General features: G+C 68.0%; 13 protein-coding genes and 1 tRNA gene. 5 read left to right on the forward strand and 9 right to left on the reverse strand.

Annotated elements, in window-relative coordinates:
• Positions 1 to 65 precede the first annotated feature (65 nt).
• From BCF44_RS00940 to BCF44_RS54625, 7 genes are all read right to left on the reverse strand, one after another.
• Positions 66 to 1,553, reverse strand: coding sequence for a beta-galactosidase (locus tag BCF44_RS00940; RefSeq protein ID WP_116172150.1), 1,488 nt, complete (start codon positions 1,551 to 1,553; stop codon positions 66 to 68).
• Positions 1,550 to 2,380 (reverse strand): LysM peptidoglycan-binding domain-containing protein, encoded by an 831-nt coding sequence (locus tag BCF44_RS00945; RefSeq protein ID WP_147328345.1) that lies wholly within the window; start codon positions 2,378 to 2,380, stop codon positions 1,550 to 1,552. The genes BCF44_RS00940 and BCF44_RS00945 overlap by 4 nt, the downstream gene beginning before the upstream one ends.
• 127 nt (positions 2,381 to 2,507) lie before the next feature.
• A complete protein-coding gene (locus BCF44_RS00950) occupies positions 2,508 to 3,350 on the reverse strand; it encodes an aggregation-promoting factor C-terminal-like domain-containing protein (protein ID WP_116172152.1) in 843 nt (280 codons plus the stop codon).
• Between the two features lie 156 nt (positions 3,351 to 3,506).
• Positions 3,507 to 5,693 (reverse strand): protein kinase domain-containing protein, encoded by a 2,187-nt coding sequence (locus BCF44_RS00955; protein ID WP_116172153.1) that lies wholly within the window; start codon positions 5,691 to 5,693, stop codon positions 3,507 to 3,509.
• A gap of 498 nt (positions 5,694 to 6,191) precedes the next feature.
• Positions 6,192 to 7,742, reverse strand: coding sequence for an alpha/beta hydrolase (locus tag BCF44_RS00960; RefSeq protein WP_246014760.1), 1,551 nt, complete (start codon positions 7,740 to 7,742; stop codon positions 6,192 to 6,194).
• Between the two features lie 415 nt (positions 7,743 to 8,157).
• Complete coding sequence (locus BCF44_RS00965) at positions 8,158 to 8,421, reverse strand: hypothetical protein (protein ID WP_116172155.1); 264 nt, start codon at positions 8,419 to 8,421, stop codon at positions 8,158 to 8,160.
• Positions 8,422 to 8,431: 10 nt separating this feature from the next.
• Positions 8,432 to 8,677, reverse strand: a complete 246-nt coding sequence (locus tag BCF44_RS54625; RefSeq protein ID WP_147328346.1) for a hypothetical protein — start codon at positions 8,675 to 8,677, stop codon at positions 8,432 to 8,434.
• Between the two features lie 702 nt (positions 8,678 to 9,379).
• On the opposite strand from BCF44_RS54625, the gene BCF44_RS00970 reads away from it, so the two are divergent.
• Together BCF44_RS00970 and BCF44_RS00985 are read left to right on the forward strand one after the other, a co-directional pair.
• A tRNA-Lys gene (locus tag BCF44_RS00970) sits at positions 9,380 to 9,452 on the forward strand.
• Positions 9,453 to 9,887: 435 nt separating this feature from the next.
• Positions 9,888 to 11,693: a hypothetical protein gene (locus tag BCF44_RS00985; protein WP_425460062.1), complete on the forward strand. Its 1,806-nt coding sequence runs from the start codon at positions 9,888 to 9,890 to the stop codon at positions 11,691 to 11,693.
• A gap of 211 nt (positions 11,694 to 11,904) precedes the next feature.
• Here BCF44_RS00985 and BCF44_RS00990 read toward each other — a convergent pair whose 3' ends face one another.
• Both BCF44_RS00990 and BCF44_RS54630 read right to left on the reverse strand, forming a co-directional pair.
• Entirely contained in the window at positions 11,905 to 12,513 is a 609-nt protein-coding gene (locus BCF44_RS00990) for a hypothetical protein (RefSeq protein WP_116172157.1), read from the reverse strand.
• 624 nt (positions 12,514 to 13,137) lie between these two features.
• Positions 13,138 to 14,091, reverse strand: a complete 954-nt coding sequence (locus BCF44_RS54630) for a hypothetical protein (RefSeq protein ID WP_147328348.1) — start codon at positions 14,089 to 14,091, stop codon at positions 13,138 to 13,140.
• A gap of 927 nt (positions 14,092 to 15,018) precedes the next feature.
• On the opposite strand from BCF44_RS54630, the gene BCF44_RS54635 reads away from it, so the two are divergent.
• From BCF44_RS54635 to BCF44_RS01015, 3 genes are read left to right on the forward strand one after another with little or no spacing between them, the layout of a single operon-like run.
• Positions 15,019 to 15,441, forward strand: coding sequence for a hypothetical protein (locus tag BCF44_RS54635; RefSeq protein WP_147328349.1), 423 nt, complete (start codon positions 15,019 to 15,021; stop codon positions 15,439 to 15,441).
• The gene (locus tag BCF44_RS01010) at positions 15,366 to 16,193 is read left to right on the forward strand and encodes a hypothetical protein (protein WP_147328350.1); all 828 of its coding nucleotides are present in this window, start codon (positions 15,366 to 15,368) and stop codon (positions 16,191 to 16,193) included. Before BCF44_RS54635 ends, BCF44_RS01010 begins: the two co-directional genes overlap by 76 nt.
• Positions 16,190 to 17,359 carry an ImmA/IrrE family metallo-endopeptidase gene (locus BCF44_RS01015; RefSeq protein ID WP_116172162.1) on the forward strand — a complete coding sequence of 390 codons (1,170 nt, stop codon included), beginning with the start codon at positions 16,190 to 16,192 and terminating at the stop codon, positions 17,357 to 17,359. The genes BCF44_RS01010 and BCF44_RS01015 overlap by 4 nt, the downstream gene beginning before the upstream one ends.
• The last annotated feature ends 1,134 nt before the right edge of the window (positions 17,360 to 18,493 follow it).

Here is an 18,493-nt window from a genome sequence, read left to right on the forward strand (position 1 = left end):
CATACCCCGCACCACCCTCGCGCCCTGCGGTGCCTCGCTGACGACCGGCAAGTCGACGCCGACGGTCACGACAGCCCTCCCGACGTGGTCGTGGCCATGGCCGTAGCAGGCGCGACAGAGTGCGTGGTGTGGCCGGTGTGCGTGGTCCGGTGCCGGTGAGGGGTGTGGTGCCGCGCCGTCGCGGTGGATGCGGTGCGACCACGGACCGTGGCGGACGCGCTGCTGGATACGGCGGTCGTGGCGGTATCGGTGCTGTTCGCCGCACCGGCCAAGGGGCACATGATGGCGCTGGGGGCCACGCGTGCTGTCGTGTCACGCACCGGTGCTGGTGGGCAGGGCCGGATGGTGCCGGTCGTTCCACCGGGTTGGGCGAGGCTGGCGTAGTGGTGGATGGTTTCCCGGTCGGCGGGGTTGGTCAGGTCGGCGGTGAACACCAGGATCAGCGTGGCCTTGTCGTCGAGCGCGGCCTGGAGTTCGGCGTCCAGGGAGTTGCCGTCGGTGGTGGTGGGGTTGCGTTGTTCGGAGATCACCGGGGTCTGGCCCCAGGGAGCGGGCAGGGTGCGGCCGGGCAGCAGCCCGTTGTCCTGCAACCCGATGCCCCTGGCGACGGCGTAGTTCAGGGTCTTGGCCTCGTTGTAGCCAGGGGTGTTGCCCAGGAACGTCTTGTCCGGCATGACCGCCAGCGGGGTGTGGGTGAACGCCCGCGTGTAGGTGTCGATGATGTGCTGCACGGCGGTCCACCAGGTCGGGTCGGTGTAACCGATGGCCTGCCACAGTTGGAGCAGGTTGGGGTTCTTCTCGCTGTCGGGTTTGGTTTCGCCGCCGATGCCCACGGGCAGGTCGATCAGGGCGACATGGGGGTTGCCGTCGTAGCGGGCGGCGAAGGCGTGCACGAAGTCATCGAGGTCGGCCAGGAAGGTCGGGTTCCAGTACTGGGGCAGGACCGCGCCGTCCTTCTCGGTCACCGACTTCACGCCCTGGGCGTAGACCCAGGCGGGGGTGCCGTGGGCGGAGTCGGCCTGCTTGTCCCAGGAGGCCCAGCCGGCGGTGGACACCCGCAGGATGACCTTCTTGCCGGCGGCGACCCACGGGGCCATGTCCTGGTCGATCAGGTCCCAGCGGAACACGCCGGGCTGGGGTTCGAGCTGGGCCCAGTAGTAGACCAGCGACCGGCCGGCAACGTCCGGATCGCCGGCCAGGTCGGGGGTGTTGCCGCCGCTGAACGCGTAGATGCCGTGGAAGTTGGCGTCCGCGGTCGTGGTGGGGTTGCTCGTGCCGGCGCCCGACGTGGTCCTGGTCTTGGCTTCGGTGTCGGTGATGGGTTTGGCGGGAGTGGACCGCCCAGCGCTGGATCGGGCGCTGCTGGCGGACTGCGCCTTGGCGGTGGCCGCGTCGGCGATACCGGCCAGCGCCAGTGACCCGACGGCCAGGACAACGGTGAGCGCGGCCAGCGCGCGGCGTGTGCTGCGGGGCAGCCCGGCGATGCACAGGGCGGCGCCGAGCACGGCCAGGCTGAGACCGCCGACCAGGCCCACTGTGGTGGTGAGGGTCATCGGTGCCCCTTCCGGTGGGCGGTCGGCTGGGTGTGCCGAGCGTGGGTGTGGCGGTGGTGTGTCATCGCGGTGGTTCCTCCCTGGGAGGACAGGTGATGGGAGTGGATCGAGCCGGTTGAGCCGGTCCGGCTGGTGGTCTGGTGCTGCCCGCCACGCTGGTCGCGCGGGTTGTGGTGGTGTGCGGGCCGGGCGGATACCGCCGCCACAGTCGGAGGCGCGGCAGCAGCGGTGGTCCCGGGTGCGGCGGCCCGCGCCGCGGTGGCCGGGGTCACGGTGGCTGGCGACGGAGCGGAGGGGAGAGCGGCCACTGTGGGGAGCAGCGGATCGTGACCAGCGGGGACGCGCAGTTGCTGGCCGGCGTCGATCCGGGTGGAGTTGCCCAGTCCGTTGAGGGCCTGCAGCGCGGGCACCGTGGTGCCGTAGCGGTGGGCCAGTGCCCCCAGCGTGTCCCCGGTCTGGACACCGATCACGGTGGTGCCGGTGTCGGGCAGGGCCGCCACCGGCGTGGCAACCGTCGGGTCCGCCGAGGCGCCTGACGGCGAGGACGACGACGGCGCCGCAGGGGTGGGGGTGCTCGACGGGACCCGGTCCGGCGTGGCCACCGAGACGGTTGTCGGCGCGGCGGCGACCGGGGTGTGCGGGGACGCCTGGAGCGCGGCCAGGGCGGCCGCGATGATGCCGGCGGCCAGCAGCGCCAGGCCGATCACGGTCATGCGGTGGGGCCCGCTGACCACCGCCCGCAGCCGGCGCAGCAGCCCGCGGCCGAGTTCGTCGCCGTCGACGGTGCACGGGCGACGCGGCGTGGCGGTCAGGTTGGGTCGAGCCACGATCACTCCCCTTGTTGGTGCACGTCTTTGGTGTCTGATCCAGCCGGACGGCGGGTTGTCCAGCAACGCTGGGACCAGCCGTTCTGGACATTTCCGGGTGGTTTTTGTCCAGCTGGGCTTTGTCCGGTCAGTACCAGTGGTGGGCTTGCCAGAACGCCCACGCGGCGCAGGCGCCGCCGTAGCGGGCATCGACGTAGCTGCGCATCCAGGCCAGCTGGGTGGCGGGGTTGGTAGCCCAGTCCGGGCCGGCGGCGGCCATCTTCGAGCCCGGCAGGGCCTGCGCGAGGCCGTAGGCGCCGCTGGTCGGGTTGGTGGCGTGGGGATTCCAGCTGGACTCGCGGGTGATGATGTCGGCCGCGCAGCCGTACTGCGGGCCGAACACGCTGGCCGCCGCTTGCTGCACGGAACCGGTGGCCGGGACGGTCGCGGGAACCGGGTGTGATGCCGTGGCCGCGGGGGCGGCGAGTTCGGGTGCCATCGCCCGGGCCGGGGCCGCCGATCCGGCTGGTTTTGCTGGGACGTGGAAGTCGGCGTCGGCGTAGATGAGGGTGGAGTCGCCGAGGTGGTTGAGTGCCTGTAGCGCGGCGACGGTGGTGCTGTAGCGGTGGGCCAGCGCCCACAGCGTGTCCCCGTAGTGCAGGCGCACAGTCGCGGTGGCACCCGTGGCGGTCGCGGCGGCCGGTGTTGCTACGGCCGCGGCCGGGGCCGGCACCGTGGTTGGCGCTGCTGTGGCCGCCGCCTGCGTGGCGGCCGTGAACGTCCGCGTAGCCGTGCTGGGGCCGGAGACCACTACCGGGGCCGCCGGCGCCGCCACGACGCGGTGATCGGTCCAGGACAGCGCGGGCACCGCCAGTGCCGCGCCGCACAGCAGCAGCACTAGGCCCACGATCACCAGCCGCGTCGGGCGGCCAACCCAGTGCCGGAGCCGGGCCACCCCGTGCAGACGGTGCCGAGATGCCAGGGTGCTCATGCACTTTCCCCTTCACCAGACGATGCGCGCGGCGTGCTGCCGGCGCTCGTCGTCGATGAAAGGGGTGGAATTGTTGTCCAGCTATCGGTCTGAGCAGGAAAAAGACAATCCTGGACAACGGGAGGAGCACCCGTTGGTCATGCGGTCAGCCGGCGGTCAGGGGTGACAGGTCAGCGTGATCGCGCCGGCGGCCATCGAACCGGAGCCGGAACCGTGTGCGGTCAGCTGAATCTGGACGCTGCCGCCGCTGGTGGGCACCGCGGTGCTGCCGGCGTCGACCCACTGTCCCTGGTGGTCGCGCTGGTCGACGGTGAAGCTCGTGACGTAGGTGGCGGCGTTGGGGCCGTTGTAGACCCGATAGTTGGCTGAGGTGGTCAGGTTCCCGTCTGTGGGCACGTACACCTGTACGTCACACGTCCCGGTGGTCACTGGGCTGGTGGCGAACGACCAGTAGTAGGTGTTGTCGTTCTTGACCGAGGCCGCTGCGTAGTAGCTGCCGCCGCAGCCGTCCGCGCCGGTGTGCTGCGGCCACGCTGAGGAGCCGCTGTCCCATACCCGTTGCGGGGATTTGTTGCCCGGGCAGCCCTCGCCGATGGTGGCGCTGAACGTGACCGGCGCGTTCTGGGGTGCAAGGGCACCTCCGCCTGCGGCGGTGCCCTGCGGCTGGGTGGGGCGCGAGGCGCCGGCGAGAGTGGGCGTGACCGTCGAAGGTGGGGGTGTCGACGCCGAAGCCGCCGTGGACGAACCCGCCGCAGATGACCCCGAGGGGGCTGTGCTGGTACTGGTGGCGGCCGGGCCGCTGCCAGGAGCCGACGCCCGGTTCTGGGCGGGGAGGTCCATGGTCCGCCAGGCCACCAGACCGGCGGCCACAACGGCCAACGCCGCTGCGGTCAGACCGATCCGCACGGCCATGCGCCGGCCACGCTGCGGCGACGCCACCGCGGGCGGCACACCCTCGGCAGGCATCGGCAACACAGTGGTAGCGGCGGCCGCGGTGTCGATCTCGTGCTGGGTGGGCGGCTCAGCGCCCAGCGCCGCCAGCGCGGCTGCCTCGTGTTCGGCGATGCTGCTGTTGACCGCCTCGGGCAGCCACCCGGGACCAGACAACGCGTCGGCGAGGCCGTAGGTGTCCCGCAGGTCAGCCGGCGTGGGACGGGTGTCGGGGTCTTTGTCCAGGCAGGCCCGGATCAGGGCGCGAAGATTGTTGTCCTGGCTGGTCACCGCGTCGATGGTGGCCAGCTCTGGTGGTTCGTGGACAACCCGGTAGACAACGGCGTCGGCGCGGCCCTCACCGAACGGCGGGGCGCCGGTGAGCGCGTAGCCGAGCAGGCTGCCCAGCGCGAACACGTCCGCCGCCGGCCCGACGGCGCCGCCGATGGCTTGCTCGGGAGCCATGTAGGCCGCGCTGCCGAGGTGGGTTCCAGTGGCCGTCAGGGCGGTGCCTTCGGCCGCCGCGGCGATGCCGAAATCGATGACCTGCACACCGTCGGCGGTCAACAAGACGTTGGACGGCTTGAGGTCGCGGTGCACGATGCCGCCCTCGTGCACCGCGATCAGTGCATCGATGACGCCCGCGGCCAGGCTCCGCACTACGGCGGCTGGCAGCGGCCCGTGCGTGTCCACCGCGTCGGCCAGGGACACGGCCGGCCGGTAGACCGTGGCCAGCCAGGGTTGATCGGTCTCGGCGTCGCCGTCGGCCAGCAGCGCGAGGTGCGGGCCGGTGACCTCACGCAGGGCGTGCAGCTCCCGCCGGAACCGACGACGGAACACCGGGTCGCCGGCCAGGTCGGCGCGCACCACCTTCACCGCGACCGGCCGACCGGCATCGGTCCGGCCCAGAAACACCTGCCCCATGGCACCGGCGCCCAACCGAGCCGCGATCCTGATCGGCCCGACCTGCTCGGGGTCGGTCGTGGCCAACGGCGTCACCCCCGTCGCCGGCCCGGCTGTCGGCGATGGAGGTGAGGCCGCCGGCGTGGGGTGGCTGTCATCCGCCGGGAGGCTCTCGACCGAGGGCGGATCCGCGGCGTCGTCGTGCCCGGGATCCGGTGAATCCGCCTCGGGCAGCAGCCCTGGATGGGTCATGCGCAGTCGCGCGGCCAGCTTGCGCCACCGCTGCTCCCATATCGCCTGGTCTCCGCCGCAGGCGCCCACATAGGCCAGCGTCACATCCAGCGTGGGCAGCGACTCCCCGCTGGCCGCCGCGGCCAATGCCGAATGGGAGTAGCCGGCCTTGGTGGCCAGCGCTCGGTAGGTGTGCCCCGTCGCTGTCCGCAGTTCCCGCAGACCAGCGGCGAACGCGTACAACGGACCGGGCTTGACCGGCTGTTCACGTCGTCCCACTGACCGTCATCCCCCAAAAGGTGCTCTTTGAAGACCAGGATGCCCGAGGTGCGTCGACACCGACGACGTCTATATGTCGCCAAAACGTACGACAGGCATGGGCCCAGCGGCATCACCGGCTACGGGCGGCCCGTGGCCAGTCGTTGCCCGGTGTCTGGATGCCTCGCAGGTTTCGCCGATGATCACCGCGGCGCCGAGCACCTCGTAACCAGGGACGTCCAACAGCGTGGACGCCAGAACGCGCACACGGTCGCGCAGTTCTCGGTCCAGCGCGTTGATCTGCTCAGTCTGGTCGCGGCAGCGCGCCACCAGTTCTCGCGCGCGATACGGGCCACGAGACCATCCAGGCAGGGCCGCGAGCGCGACCGCCAAGGCGTCGATCGGATCGGGCTTGCCCGGCTCGCGTCCGTCCCGGCGGGAGAGGGGACCGGTAGCCCTCGACGTGTCGCTGCCCGGCGCGGGCCGGCCGTGCTCGGTGCACAAGCCTCAGAGCCGAGGCTAGTTCGCTAACGACCCGGCGGTGGCCCGATCGGCGTCGAGCTTCGCCGTGCCGCTGGGTGCGACCATGCCGGGGCCGGGCAGCGGCACGCCGGGGCAGGTCAGGTCGCCGGCGGGCACCTTGCCGTCGACCAGGTACGACTCGACGATGTCGTCCACGCAGGTGTTGCCGGTCTGTGCGTACACGGCATGGTCGCCCTGCCCCTGCACGGTGAGCAGCCGGGACCCGGCGAACGCCCGGTGCGCCCGTAGGGCTCCCTCGTACGGTGTGGCCGGGTCGTGCGTGTCCTGCACCATGAGAATCGGAGGCACGCCGCGGCCGTTCGGCGTCGGCATGGTTAGTGCCGGCCGATTCCACAACGCGCACAGCTGCTCGATTTCCCCATAGCCGGCCACGGGGTACTTCCGGCCCAGCTCGCCGGACGCCCGGACCAACCACTGGCGGCCGCCGAACCACGGCGTGTCGTTGCAGGTGATCGCCGCGTTGGTGGCCGGGTCCGCGTCGGCCGAGAGCTGCGCGGGCATCGAGGTGTGCGGCGACATCGCGCCGGACACCGCCCCGACCAGGAACGCGAAGTCCTGGGCGAGCGGCGCGAACCTGCTGGACGAGGGCATGGCCCATGCCACGGTGCGGTCCAGCGAGACCCCGTAGAAGATGCTTCCGTTGATGTTCAACGGACTGGCGGCCAGGGCGGCGCGCAGCCGCTCGTAGGTGGTCTCGACCGCTGCGGCGGTGGTGCCCAGGTGGTAGACGGAGTCGTACTTCGCCACCCAGGGCAGGAAGTCCTGCTCGAACCGGCGCTGCAAGCCCAGCGGCTGCCATTTGATGGACTGCTGCCAGGACGTGGTGAATTCGGTGTTCGAGTCGAGCACGAACTTGTCCGCGCGGTTCGGGAAGTACGTGGCGTAGTAGGCGCCGAGCCAGGTGCCGGCGGAGTAGCCGATCCAGCTGATTTTGTCCCGGCCGAGCAGCGCGCGCAGCAGGTCCAGGTCCCGGACGGTTTGCTCGGTGTTGACCAGCGTGCCGAACACGCCGGAGAACTGCTGGCAGTGCTGCGCCGCCAGTTGCACCGTGTCGAGGATCAGACTGAGGTTGTCGGGGCTGCGGTCCCGATAATCCAATGCGGGCCCGATGTCATGGCCGCCGTCGCAGGTGAGGTTGGTGCTGTCGCCGGTGCCCCGGACGTCGAAGCCGATCAGGTCCTCGGCCGCGGTCAGCTTGGTCCGGCTCAGAAAGCTCAGCGGCAGCGTCCGGCCGGCCCCGCCGGGACCGCCGGGGTTGAGCAGCACGCTGCCGCGTGCGGTGCCCGTCGCGGGCAGCTTGCTCACGGCGATGGTGATGTCCGGGTGGGCGTCCAGGTGATGCCAGTCCATCGGTGCCACGAATGAACCGCACAGCAGTCGCTCGCCACCGGCCGGCAGGCCGGGCGGGAGGTTGTCGGGGTCGAAGCAGGGCTTCCAGTCGATCTGCTGGTTGACGTATCTCGCCGGCACGGCCGCGGCCGACGCGGCCGGTAACGGGGCCACCAGCGCCACCGCCGTGAGCGCCATGGCAAGGATTTTTCCGCGCACTTGCTTTCCCCTCGTGCAGACCACTGCGGTCGGCACACCATGCCGGGGCCCAGAGGCGGTCACCAGCGGATGAACCAAATTCGGAACAAGCTCAGACCGGCCGGTGACGGACGCGGTGGATTCGGCCGTGCCTGCCGTCTTGGCTGATGTTGTCCGCGTCGTTGCTGGTGTTGGTGTTGGCGGACCCAAGCGGAGCCGCTGTAGCTGGCGGTTGGTTCAACGCGGGTCCGGCGGTGGCGACGTAGCCTGTGGAGCCGTCGAGGTGCAGGGGGTGCCGCGTGTTGGGTCGTTGGCCCAGAAGGTCGACCGGTGGAGCATGCCGTCGCCCTGTCCTACGTCCAGCTGTTCCATTGGGCGCCGGGAGGCGGTCATCGAACCAGCCCGACGCGCAGGTCTAGTTTTGCCTCGCTTGTAGGAGCCCTTGCGTCAGCTGCTGGACGGCGAACCGTCCGATCAGGTGGATGCAGGCATCTTCCTCTCTGGCGAAGGGCACCTCGTCGAACCTGCTGCCGCGTTCGCTCCAGAACACGTGCCAGGTGCCGTCGTCCTCGGCGGTCAGGCACCAACGTTCGTGTGTCTCGCCGCCGATGGCGTACTTGTCGGCCGGTATGCCGAGGAGGTCGAGGAAGCCTCCCACCGTGTCCATCAAGACGACCACCAGATCTCCTTCAAGTAGCCGGCGAGGACCAAGTCCTCAACGGGGTGCGGGGAAAGGTACTGGATTCCGCCGCCTGGGAACCCCATGGCGAGGGCGGGCCGGTGAACACGGTCGTGTTGCCTACGGTGGCGAACATGCGGCGCCAATCCGCGCCGTCCGGCTCGACCACGATGTCCGGCAGGCGGTGTTCGCCATAGACGGCAGCGGTTTGCGTGCCATCGGGGTGGGTCATGCGTTGTAGGAAGACGGAATCCATGCTCGTGGTGGAAACGGGACTCAACTGATCCCGTGAACACGGCAGACGACACTTGGCGACTGCCGAGAGCCCGACCGGACTTCAGTCCTCAGTGGTCCAAGACGTCGCGCCATGATGTGCGGGCACTACGCCGACCTGGACGGCCTGTCACGCGTGCTCAAGGTGCAGCGTTCGCCGCGCGGCTCCTGGGGCGCACCAAGCGTCACTGTCCGGGCGGCACCGGTGCTGCGCAGCAGATCACACGCCGATCACAGTTCAAGACCATCTCCGCCAAGATGATCTTGAACTGCTGGAAACATGCAGGTCGGTGGTGGGCCGCCTGGGGCTCGAACCCAGAACCTACGGATTAAAAGCCCGTGGGTCATCACTTGGGACTTCTAGTTGATCAAGCTTGTGACCAGCGCAAATCAAGGTATGGAGATCATCTTCTGCCGCCTTCTGCGATGGTTTTGCTATGGAACTGCATTCGCGGCCGCCAGCGTGGGCGCAGCGGTGTGCGCTAGGACGGTCGTCACCAGCTTGGTGACGAGCTCGCGGCTCACGGGGTGCCCCTCGTCATCCAGGAGCTTGCTGTGGACATCGATATTCCGAGCTCGCGCTCGGCAGGTTAGCTGGCGGGCCGCGAGCGACGTGCAGGGATGGCGGCGTCGATCCCCGCGGCCGCAGACTGTCCGTTGGGTGATCACCCGGTATGCTGTGTGCGGGCCGTTAGCTCAGTCGGTAGAGCAGGAGACTTTTAATCTTCGGGTCCAGGGTTCGAGCCCCTGGCGGCCCACGTTCATCGCTTGTCAGCCCCCGCCCAAACAGGGCGGGGGCATTTCTCTGGTGGCCCGTCCAACCCGCTGGTGCGATCGCAGGTAATTGGTCGCACCGAAGGTCTGCCTGGGCGTGGGAGGCGCCGCGGGCCAGCAGGTGGGCGAGGCGGCGCCGCTCGGCCGTGGGCGGTGGTGGCGCAGCGACAACACGCCGAGCATGGTGCTGTCGGGAGCTTGCAGGCGTAGGAGGCGGCGGCGCGGGAAACGCGCGTTGAGCAGGCGTTTCGGCTGGTTGCCCGGCTAAGACCGGCTGGCTGGCGGCGTTGTCGATGAGTACCGGAGTGACGGTGCGCAATGCAGCGTCAGCTCGGTGGGGTTGGCGCCAACTGCTCGGTGCTGTCTGCCGCACGCGCGGGTACCGCGACATATCCGTCGGTGCGCGCAGCATTGCTGGGGTGTTGGAGCCGGGTGAGGTGCTGGCGGCGGCCGAGAGCGCACCGCCCGTGGAGTCGGTTGGGTTGTCGTGCGACCTGGCGAAGCGGGTGGGGGCCTTCGACGTGTCGTTCCTGTTGGTCGACCTCGTCGATGAACACCTGGTGTGGCTGACCTCGACCGCGCAGGCTGAGTACGTGCACGCCGCGGAACGCACCCGCCGACCTGGCGCAACGCCACCTGGGAGGCCGACCACGTCGAGCCCTCGGTGCAGGTCGAGGTCGGCGGCCGGCTGGTCAAGCCGTGGGGTGACCGGGGGCGTCGACACCGGCCACAAGGCGATCGCCGGCGACGCGGTGACGCCGGGCGCGCCGGTAAAGCGCGTCCCCCTCGCGTACGCCGAAGGCGTCGTGAAACGTGTCGAGGTTGGTGACGATGGCGTTACAGCGCAGGTCGGGCGGGGAGTGGGAGTAGACGGCGAGGCGGCGGATCGCCTCTTCCTCGCGGACCTTGGACCGGCAGACCTGCGCCCAGCCGATCAGCAAACGTTGCAGTCGGTGAAGCCATCGAGTATCGGGGCATCGGCGCCGTCGAGCGCGATTGCGGCGGCAGCGTGCACACCGTTACTGGTGGCCTGCCCGGCTTGGGTGGACACTGACCGCGGCATGTCGATCCGCTGGTGGACGACGGGCCGTTACGACGGGGCGAACGGAGAGTCGGTGGAACGCACCCAACCGGACCGGCCAATCTTTACGGACCGGCGCGAGGGCGACACCCTGAGCGTGGTCAGCACGCCGACTGAGCGCAGCGTCGACTTCCCGCCGTTGGCAAACGGCCTGGACTACCTGGCCGACGCCGTCGGCCGGCTCACCGAGACCCCCAGCGCACGGGACCTGAAGTACGCCGTACTGCACCTGCACGCCGGCGTCGAGGTGCTGCTCAAGTACCGGCTGATCTGCGTGGACTGGCGCCTCATCCTCGAAGACAGCAAGGACGGTGAGCCGGCCGTGACCTACAAGCGCTACAAGGCCGGCAAGTTCCGCAGCATCGGCATCGGCAAGGCACTCAAACGGCTGCAGGACCCCGTCGGCATCACGGTCACCAAAGGCCAGAAGAAGGCGGCCAACGCACTGGACAAGTTCCGCAACCAGCTCCAGCATTACGGCCTGACCGACACCGACAAAGCAATCGAGGCCCAGGCCGTGAAGGTGCTCGAGTTCATCCTGGACTTCATCGACACGCACATCACGCCTGACATCCACCTGACCGAGGCGGACAAGCAGGCCCTCGCCGACGCCATGCCCGGCATCCGCAGTGCCCTCGGCACTATCACCGCCCTGGTCGACCAGCGCATGCAGCGCCTTCGCCCTGACCTTGAGCAGGCGTGGACAGCATGGTGTCCAGACTGCGGCCAGCTGGCCGTGCTGCTGGAAAACGACCCGGTCGACCGGTCACACGGTCCGGAGGATGACCAGCCCCGGTGCGTCTTCTGCACCGCGCACTGGGACTCGCGCGCGGACTACGTCGACGACTTCACCGGTTCCCGGCTGGGCTTGTCCGGCGGCTACGAGGCGATGACGAACGGTGGGGATCCGCCCACCGAGCACTGCCCGGAGTGCGGCGCGGACATGCTGGTGTGGTTTGACCCCGCCACCGGCGAGCTCGGCCCAAACCTCGCAGCCCAGTGCTTCTACTGCGGATGCGAGTTCAACGACCGGTGCCCACGCTGCGACGTCGCTCTCGACACCCCCGCCGTCAACGACCCCGACGACGGGGGCATGCCGCGCGACAAGTCCATGCTCTGCGCCAACTGCCTCGAGGACCTCTGAGCCGGATCGCCGTCGGTCAGCACCCGGCGTCAACGTCGCCCGTAGGGTGGCGTGCTCTGGTCCAAGATCTGGCTGACCAGTGCCGGCGTGGGCGCATAGCCGGCGTGCTCGAACTGTCGATGTCCGAAGTCGTGTGCACGGATGTCCGAACTCCTGTGCACGCCAGGTGATCCAGTTCTAGTCTGCTCTAGCCGGCCTGGGGCTGAGTCGGTCAGGCTGCGTCGTTGAAGATCCTCCGCTGGACCTCAAGGTAGCGACGCAGGTCCATGACGGGAGCGTCCGCCGAAGTCGGGGTCGATTCCGGCGACTCATCCAGATCGATCGAGTTCGCCTGGGCCAGCTGCCGCGTGTAGGCGATGACAACGTGGACCAGGGTCTCGGACTGCTCCGTGGAGAAGTCGACCGTGATGTTGCCGTCCTCGGAGTACGCCTTAACCGCATCAAGATCGGCGATGAGACGGTCGATGATCTCGGCATCGAGGCTCTGGTTGCGGACAGCCTCGAGGTAGGCGCGAAGTGAGTCGCTGTAGTTCTTGACGCATTCCGGGAGCGCCCGCTTCCGCTGGCGGACGATCGCGACGGCCGCAGCGGCCGTCCCGACGGCCGCCAGCGTGGCGAGCCCCGCGATGACTGGCTTCTTGAGCATCCGGGCTGCCGCTCCAACCGCATCCTCGTCCGGCTTGAGAGCGGAGGTCTCCTTGAGGAGGGCCACGATGCGTCCCGCGGTGTCACGCACCACGCCGCAGTCACGGATCAGGTCGCCGGTGTTTATACCCGCCTCAATCTCTGGCGGAATGTCGACGTTGATCTGAACATTCACTCGTGGTCCTCTGCTGTGCTCGTGGTGGTCCCTACTGAGTCAGATGCTAGTGCTGGCCGCCGGCACGCTCGGGTCTCTGACTGCTGCCGTACTGAAGTCTTCGCCAGCACGCACGGCGGGACGGAGAGTGCCTGGATGATGTCAATGCCCAGGTCACGGGCCCTGTCTACTGAAATCCTCGGTGGCGCCCAGCAACCAGGCGGACTGGCCGCGAGCCCGGCGCGTGGGTGCCGTGTAGCTGCTGATCACCGTGGGGTTGTGTGGCTCCCCGCCATGGCGGGCCGCTTGCGCTGGCGCACCGATGAGGACGCCGGGCTGCCGCCCTCGTCGCGTGCGACCGTCTCCCCTTAAGACCTCACCGCCCGTTACGCCCGCCGCTGGTAGACCACCCGCTGGAAGGAATTTGTCGCGCTGGCGCTCGTCGGCGCCGCCTTGGCGAGAACATGTGCTCGATGCAACCGTCGACCAAGTTGTCCTGCTGGTCGATCGTCCAGACCGGTACCGGGGCCGGATGCTGTCCTCGGGACGCACCAGGTACCCGACCAGGATCACCATCCTGGCCGGGCTGACAACCGGTCCATGACCCTGACCAATTGGCATTGGGACTAGTCGGCGGTGAGGGCTTCAGGGTGATCCCGTTGTCGAGCTGTGTATAAGCACGGACTGCGCGGCGAACCGGACAAGCTTGATCTCCTGCTCCAGATGCCGCATCTCGGCGGAACCCGGAATCATGATGTAGGCCCCCTCTTGGCGGTTCTCGCCCTTCGCGTGGACGAGCTGACACCTGACCTTGTAGATGCGGTCGGCGAACTTCTCGACAATGCTGTCCAGCTTGTCCGGCTGGTTGGTCGGCACGACTGGGACGCCGGGCAGTGCGTTCTTATTTCGCAGGTGTCTCATTAGATTCTCGTCAGATTCGATGAACTCGACCAGCATGGACGGGTCGACGCTGCTGCTCAGCGTGACTTGTAGCATCGTCAACTCCGCACTGTTCGACTTCACCTGCTTGCTGATGGCGTTCACGAAACTTGCAAGTGACTCGCTACCTGTCGCGTCGAACCGTGGATCCTTCAGTCGCTGCCGGGTGAATTCGACTGTGGCGGCTAGCGCGTACTGGGCGAAGTGGTACTCCAGCACCTGGTAGTAGCTGAGGTACTCCATCGTCGGAACCGACTCGGCGCGCCGGCCGTGCCAGTAGTAGCTCAGGCCACCTTTGGAGTAGTTATTGAACGTGAGCGCGAGCGGTTGGTTCAGGGGTTCGAATTTTTCCTTGGGCGACTGCGCAGGCTCGTCCTCGTGTGGTGGCCATCCGGGGCGTTCGCACAGGTCGAATCCGTGCCCGTAGCGAACGTCCAACTCGAATGAGAAAAACTTGCTGACCGTGAGCAGTAGGTCGTACGCTTCTGCTCGATCTTTTAAGCCGGAAGGCTTTTGAACTTTTAGTGTCGCAAGCTGCCCGGATGGGCCCCAAGATGAGCGTGATGGCTCTAGTGGATACATTCTCAATCTGAAAGCGTCAGCGAGAGTGCTTGGCCGTGAGATCTCGGCTGAGACGCCGAACTTCTCGTTCTCGGCCATGATACGACCCTGCGATGATGCCCTGCGTAGCCGCCTGAGTGTGTTCTCCGGCGGGGATGTGGGGTGCTCGGCTGGGAACGTCCCCGGATCGATGCGGTAAGCGTATCGCGCGATATGGGCAGGTAGGTCTTCGGCTGGGCGAACAGCTCGGACTGCCGCCTCGATGTATCCTTGTTCGAGCACTACGTACGCCGAGTGCTCGCCAAGCCAATGAAGACCCGAGGATACTGCCTGGACGACCCGCCGTAGCTCGGCCGTGGTGGTCCAGTTCGCGGGGATCTCGATTACATCGGGGCCATTCGGCAGTCGAATGTAACGCTGTTGGTGTCCGAGTGCTCGACGACCGTTTTCTCGAACGATGACGTCGATCCCGCTTGCCTCGCACCTGTCCTGAAGCTTTGCGTTGAGGGCTGCCTGGGCCACGCTGGCGGCCTCCGCTTGGCGTTTTTCTCTGCGGCGTCGCTGCTCTTCTTTCGCTGCATGCTCGGCCCTGAGGCGTGAGAACTGGTTCGTTCGTTTAGGGTGCGGCATGCTTACGTCTCCTTGTGTGTGTATCGAGAGATCTGGTGCTAAGTACCCCCATTATCGCATCCGGCCAAAGCGAATTGTTCCACCTGTTTGTGTTGCGATGGAAATACTGGTCCATCTTACCGGGGGGTGGACGTGAACCGAACGGTGAGCACTGCACGGTAGCGTGCGGCGTTGAGCAGTTGACGTCGGTATCGCTAGTCTCGACGGCAGCCACTGCGCCGGGGAGACATATGCATGGGACGCCCTGGGGGCTTCTAAGTCGACACGGACGGAACCCTGCTCGGGCGAGGCGCTCGACGCGTTCGCGAAGTACGCCGGCACGATCTACGCCGGGAAGCCCAACGGTGGGGCCGACGTATCGGAGTCGGCGCCGCCAATGGAGAACATCTCCGCCGCGTGTCGGCTGATGCGCACGCCTGCAACGACTACGCCGGCGCGACCGATACCTGCCGCGGCACCCTGATCGCTCTTGGGGCGGGAGCGGGTGTGGTCACCGCTGCCGGCGTGCTGCTCACGATCTTCATCTTAGGCGGCTCCGACGCCGCTGCGGCCGCTGGTGACGCCGCCCTCGCCGCAGAAGCCGCTGCCGCGGCGGAAACTCTGGCCATTGCCGAAGCGATCGTGTCGAGCCTGGTTGCTTGCCTGGTCGTCACCGCCGTCGTCGTCGGCGCTGGGGCGGCTGCAGCCACCGTGCCCGCCGACGCCGCTCCCGCAACCGGTTTCCCCCTGGCGGGGCCACACCGGTGGTGGTCGTCCTCAAAGGCGCGGCGATCCTGTCGCCGCTACACCTCCGGCGCAACGTGCAAGCTTTCCGCTTGATTTTTGCGCACAAACTACCGCTATCTGCTATAACTAGCCGGGTGATGGAGGATGCTGCGGCTCAGGCCCTGCTCGACGAGGTCGTGGCCGACTGGACTGCCGGCACAGTGCTGAGCGTGCTGCGCGAGCTGGTTCCCGCGGTGTGGCGTCGCAACCTGGACCGCCACGAGCCGCGCCTGGGCGACGACCCGACCACGCTAGGGATCCAGTCCAGCCGCAACATCTGCAACCTCGCCGTGCAGGAACTCGCGGGTGTGCCCGGTGTGCAGGCCCGCGACGCCCGAACCCTAGAGGTGACCTACCAAGGACGGATGCTGCACGCGGGCAAGGTCGCGTCGCGCTCGCGGAACTGGAACGTCTGGTCGGCGGACTGGTCGGACAGCGACGTGCGCAGCAACTGCGCGGAGGCCAACAGCAAGGCGTATGTGTCACTGGCAGGCACGCTGTTCGCAGCCGCAGAACCGTTCGGTGGGCAACCGGCTGACCCGCGCGTGTTGCGCCACCTGTTGCTGATGTGGCAAGGCTTCGACGATGGCAGCACGCGCACGTGGCTCGGCTTCCCACGCCTAGACACCGAGCCGTGGTTCGCCGTGGTTCTGCTCGACGACGACCCCGGCGGCCGAGGCGGTATGCCCACCACCAGTGGGAGCCCGACGCCACCGGCACCCGACTTCGATACCTTGGGCGAGCCATCATTGGAACTCGCGCGTCGCGTCGAACGGGAGCAGCGGCACAAGCCGCAAGGAGCATGAGCAAGCTGACCGACCTCAGCGAAGCCCGGCGTCGGGCCACGGCCCGACGCACCGCAGGAGTCGCACTCGACTTCGATCCAGACCGGCTGGCCCTGGCCCGCCGGCTCGCCGGCCTGCCCCGCACACGCCTGGGCAAACAGGTGGGCGTGACCCCCTCGGCGATCACCCAGTACGAGAAGGGCCAGACCAAGCCGACGCTGCCCGTGCTGGCCAAACTCGCCGAGGTCCTCGACGTGCCGGTCGAGTTCTTCCGCGCGGGCAGTCCGGTGCCGAGTCTGCCGGCAGCAGGCGCCCACTTCCGCAGCCTGCGGTCGACCACGGCCCTGGAACGCGAACGCGCGCTGTCGTTCGGTGAACTGACACTCGCTGTGTTTGCCGCAGTTGAACTGCACGTCGACCTTCCGCCGGTGCGACTGCCTGAGCTAGAGATTCCTGGCGATCCGGTGGAGGAACTCGACCGAGGCGGAATCGAAGAGCTCGCCCGGCAGGCGCGCCGCCTGCTGGGGTTGGGAGAGGCCCCGGTACCGCACATGGTGCGGCTGTTGGAAGCACACGGCGTCGCCGTGGTCCGTCTCGAGGACGCTAGCCACAAGGTCGACGCCTTCTGTCACCAGCAGGGCTATCGCCCCCTAGTGCTCCTCAGCCCGGGCAAACAGGACAAAGCCCGCTCCAGGTTCGACGCGGCCCACGAACTGGGGCACCTGTTGATGCACCACGACGTCGAACCCGGCTCACGCCTAGTTGAACAGCAGGCCCACATCTTCGCCGCGGAGTTCCTCGCACCCGCCTCACAGCTCGTCGACCACCTTCCCGGGCGACTCGACTGGCCCGCACTGCAACAGCTCAAACGCCGATGGGGGGTAAGTCTCAAAGCACTGGTGATGCGTGCGCACACCCTCGGGGCTTTCAACACCAACACCTATCAGCGTGCGATGAGGCAACTAGCTAGCTGGGGACTGCCCGAACCCGGCCCTCTGGGTCCTCCTGAGGCTCCTGTGCTGCTACCGCGCGCAGTCGAACTGGTCGGTCCGCAGCATGAGGTGCTCAGGCGACTCGCGAGCGAGGCCGGACTACCGCTGACGGAGGTCGAACGCGTCGTGCGAGCAGCGGGCGGCGACGAGATCCGACCGATCATCGACCTGACGATCGGCGCGTCTGCTCAGTAGATGCTGCTGTAACCAACAGTGATGGATCGTGGCGCCGCTAGGGTGTTCCGCCCACGGCTCGTCTCAACTCAAAGTTGGAGCTCGGGAAGGTGTCCAGGCTGTGCGGCCGGCAGGTAGTGCACCTGCCGGCCCGCACCCGTCTGGCAGCATCAGCGGTTCCGGTCAACCAAGCGATCCCTACTGGACCGAGCGCTCGGACCAACGTGTGCAGCCGACGAGGGTGGCGACGGAGGGGAAGGCGTTGCGGCCGTCGGGGTCGGCGCGGTTGGCCAGGCCGATTAGCACGATTGCGAGGCTGGAGGCGTCGCGGTGCTTGGTGGGATCTTGGCGGCGTGGCGTTGAGAGCCCAAGCGATTGCTTCGATGCTCATCGAGGGCCGCCGGTCCTTCTGTGGCGCGCCCAAACTGGTGGGTCAGCTACACAACGCGAAAGATTGCTAACCTGTCAGTGCCCTGATCGGTAGTGGGGTCAGGTGGCCGGTCAGGCCGGTGGCTCTTGTCTGAGTTGACCACGGCGTCATTGACGTTGATGGCCCGCTTCTGCGAGTGGTTCGCTGACCAGGCCTGTCGGTCACGCGGCGGCCGCCGTCCTCGAGCCCCCTCGCCACCGACCACACCACGCTGACCCTGGCGCGCTGGGTCGGTATCGCACCGGCGACCGCCAGCCACTACACCCAGTGCTCCGTGATGCCGGACCCATTGCCACGCAACGAGACGGCCGTCCACTCCCTGACCGCCCTCGGCACTGCTGCCGGGCTTGCCGCGGGTATCTGAGTGGCGCTCCAGTGAGTAGTTGCAGCGGACCACACGACCATCTGGCGGAGCGGGTGGCCGGCGAGGCAGGAAGGCTTCCTGACCTCGGAAGACTCACGTTGCCTTCTTTGACTAATCGCGGGTCGCGGATTCACTCACTTCGGCCGTTCGTTCCGGATGGCTAACGAAACTGATCAGGTCTGCGACCAACGGGGCGAGGTTCCTGCGGTACGTCCAGGTGCCGGCGTCGTCCCGCCGGAATCGCGCGAAGGGACCCGCGGCGATGGCCCGGAGTGCCGACAGGGGATCCGGCGGTTGGCGCGGGTGGCTGGGCATTGCGACCGGACAGGGTTGGGCCGTGACCACAGTAGGTTGGAAAGGC

Source organism: Kutzneria buriramensis (assembly GCF_003387475.1).
GTDB classification, from domain to species: Bacteria; Actinomycetota; Actinomycetes; order Mycobacteriales; family Pseudonocardiaceae; genus Kutzneria; species Kutzneria buriramensis.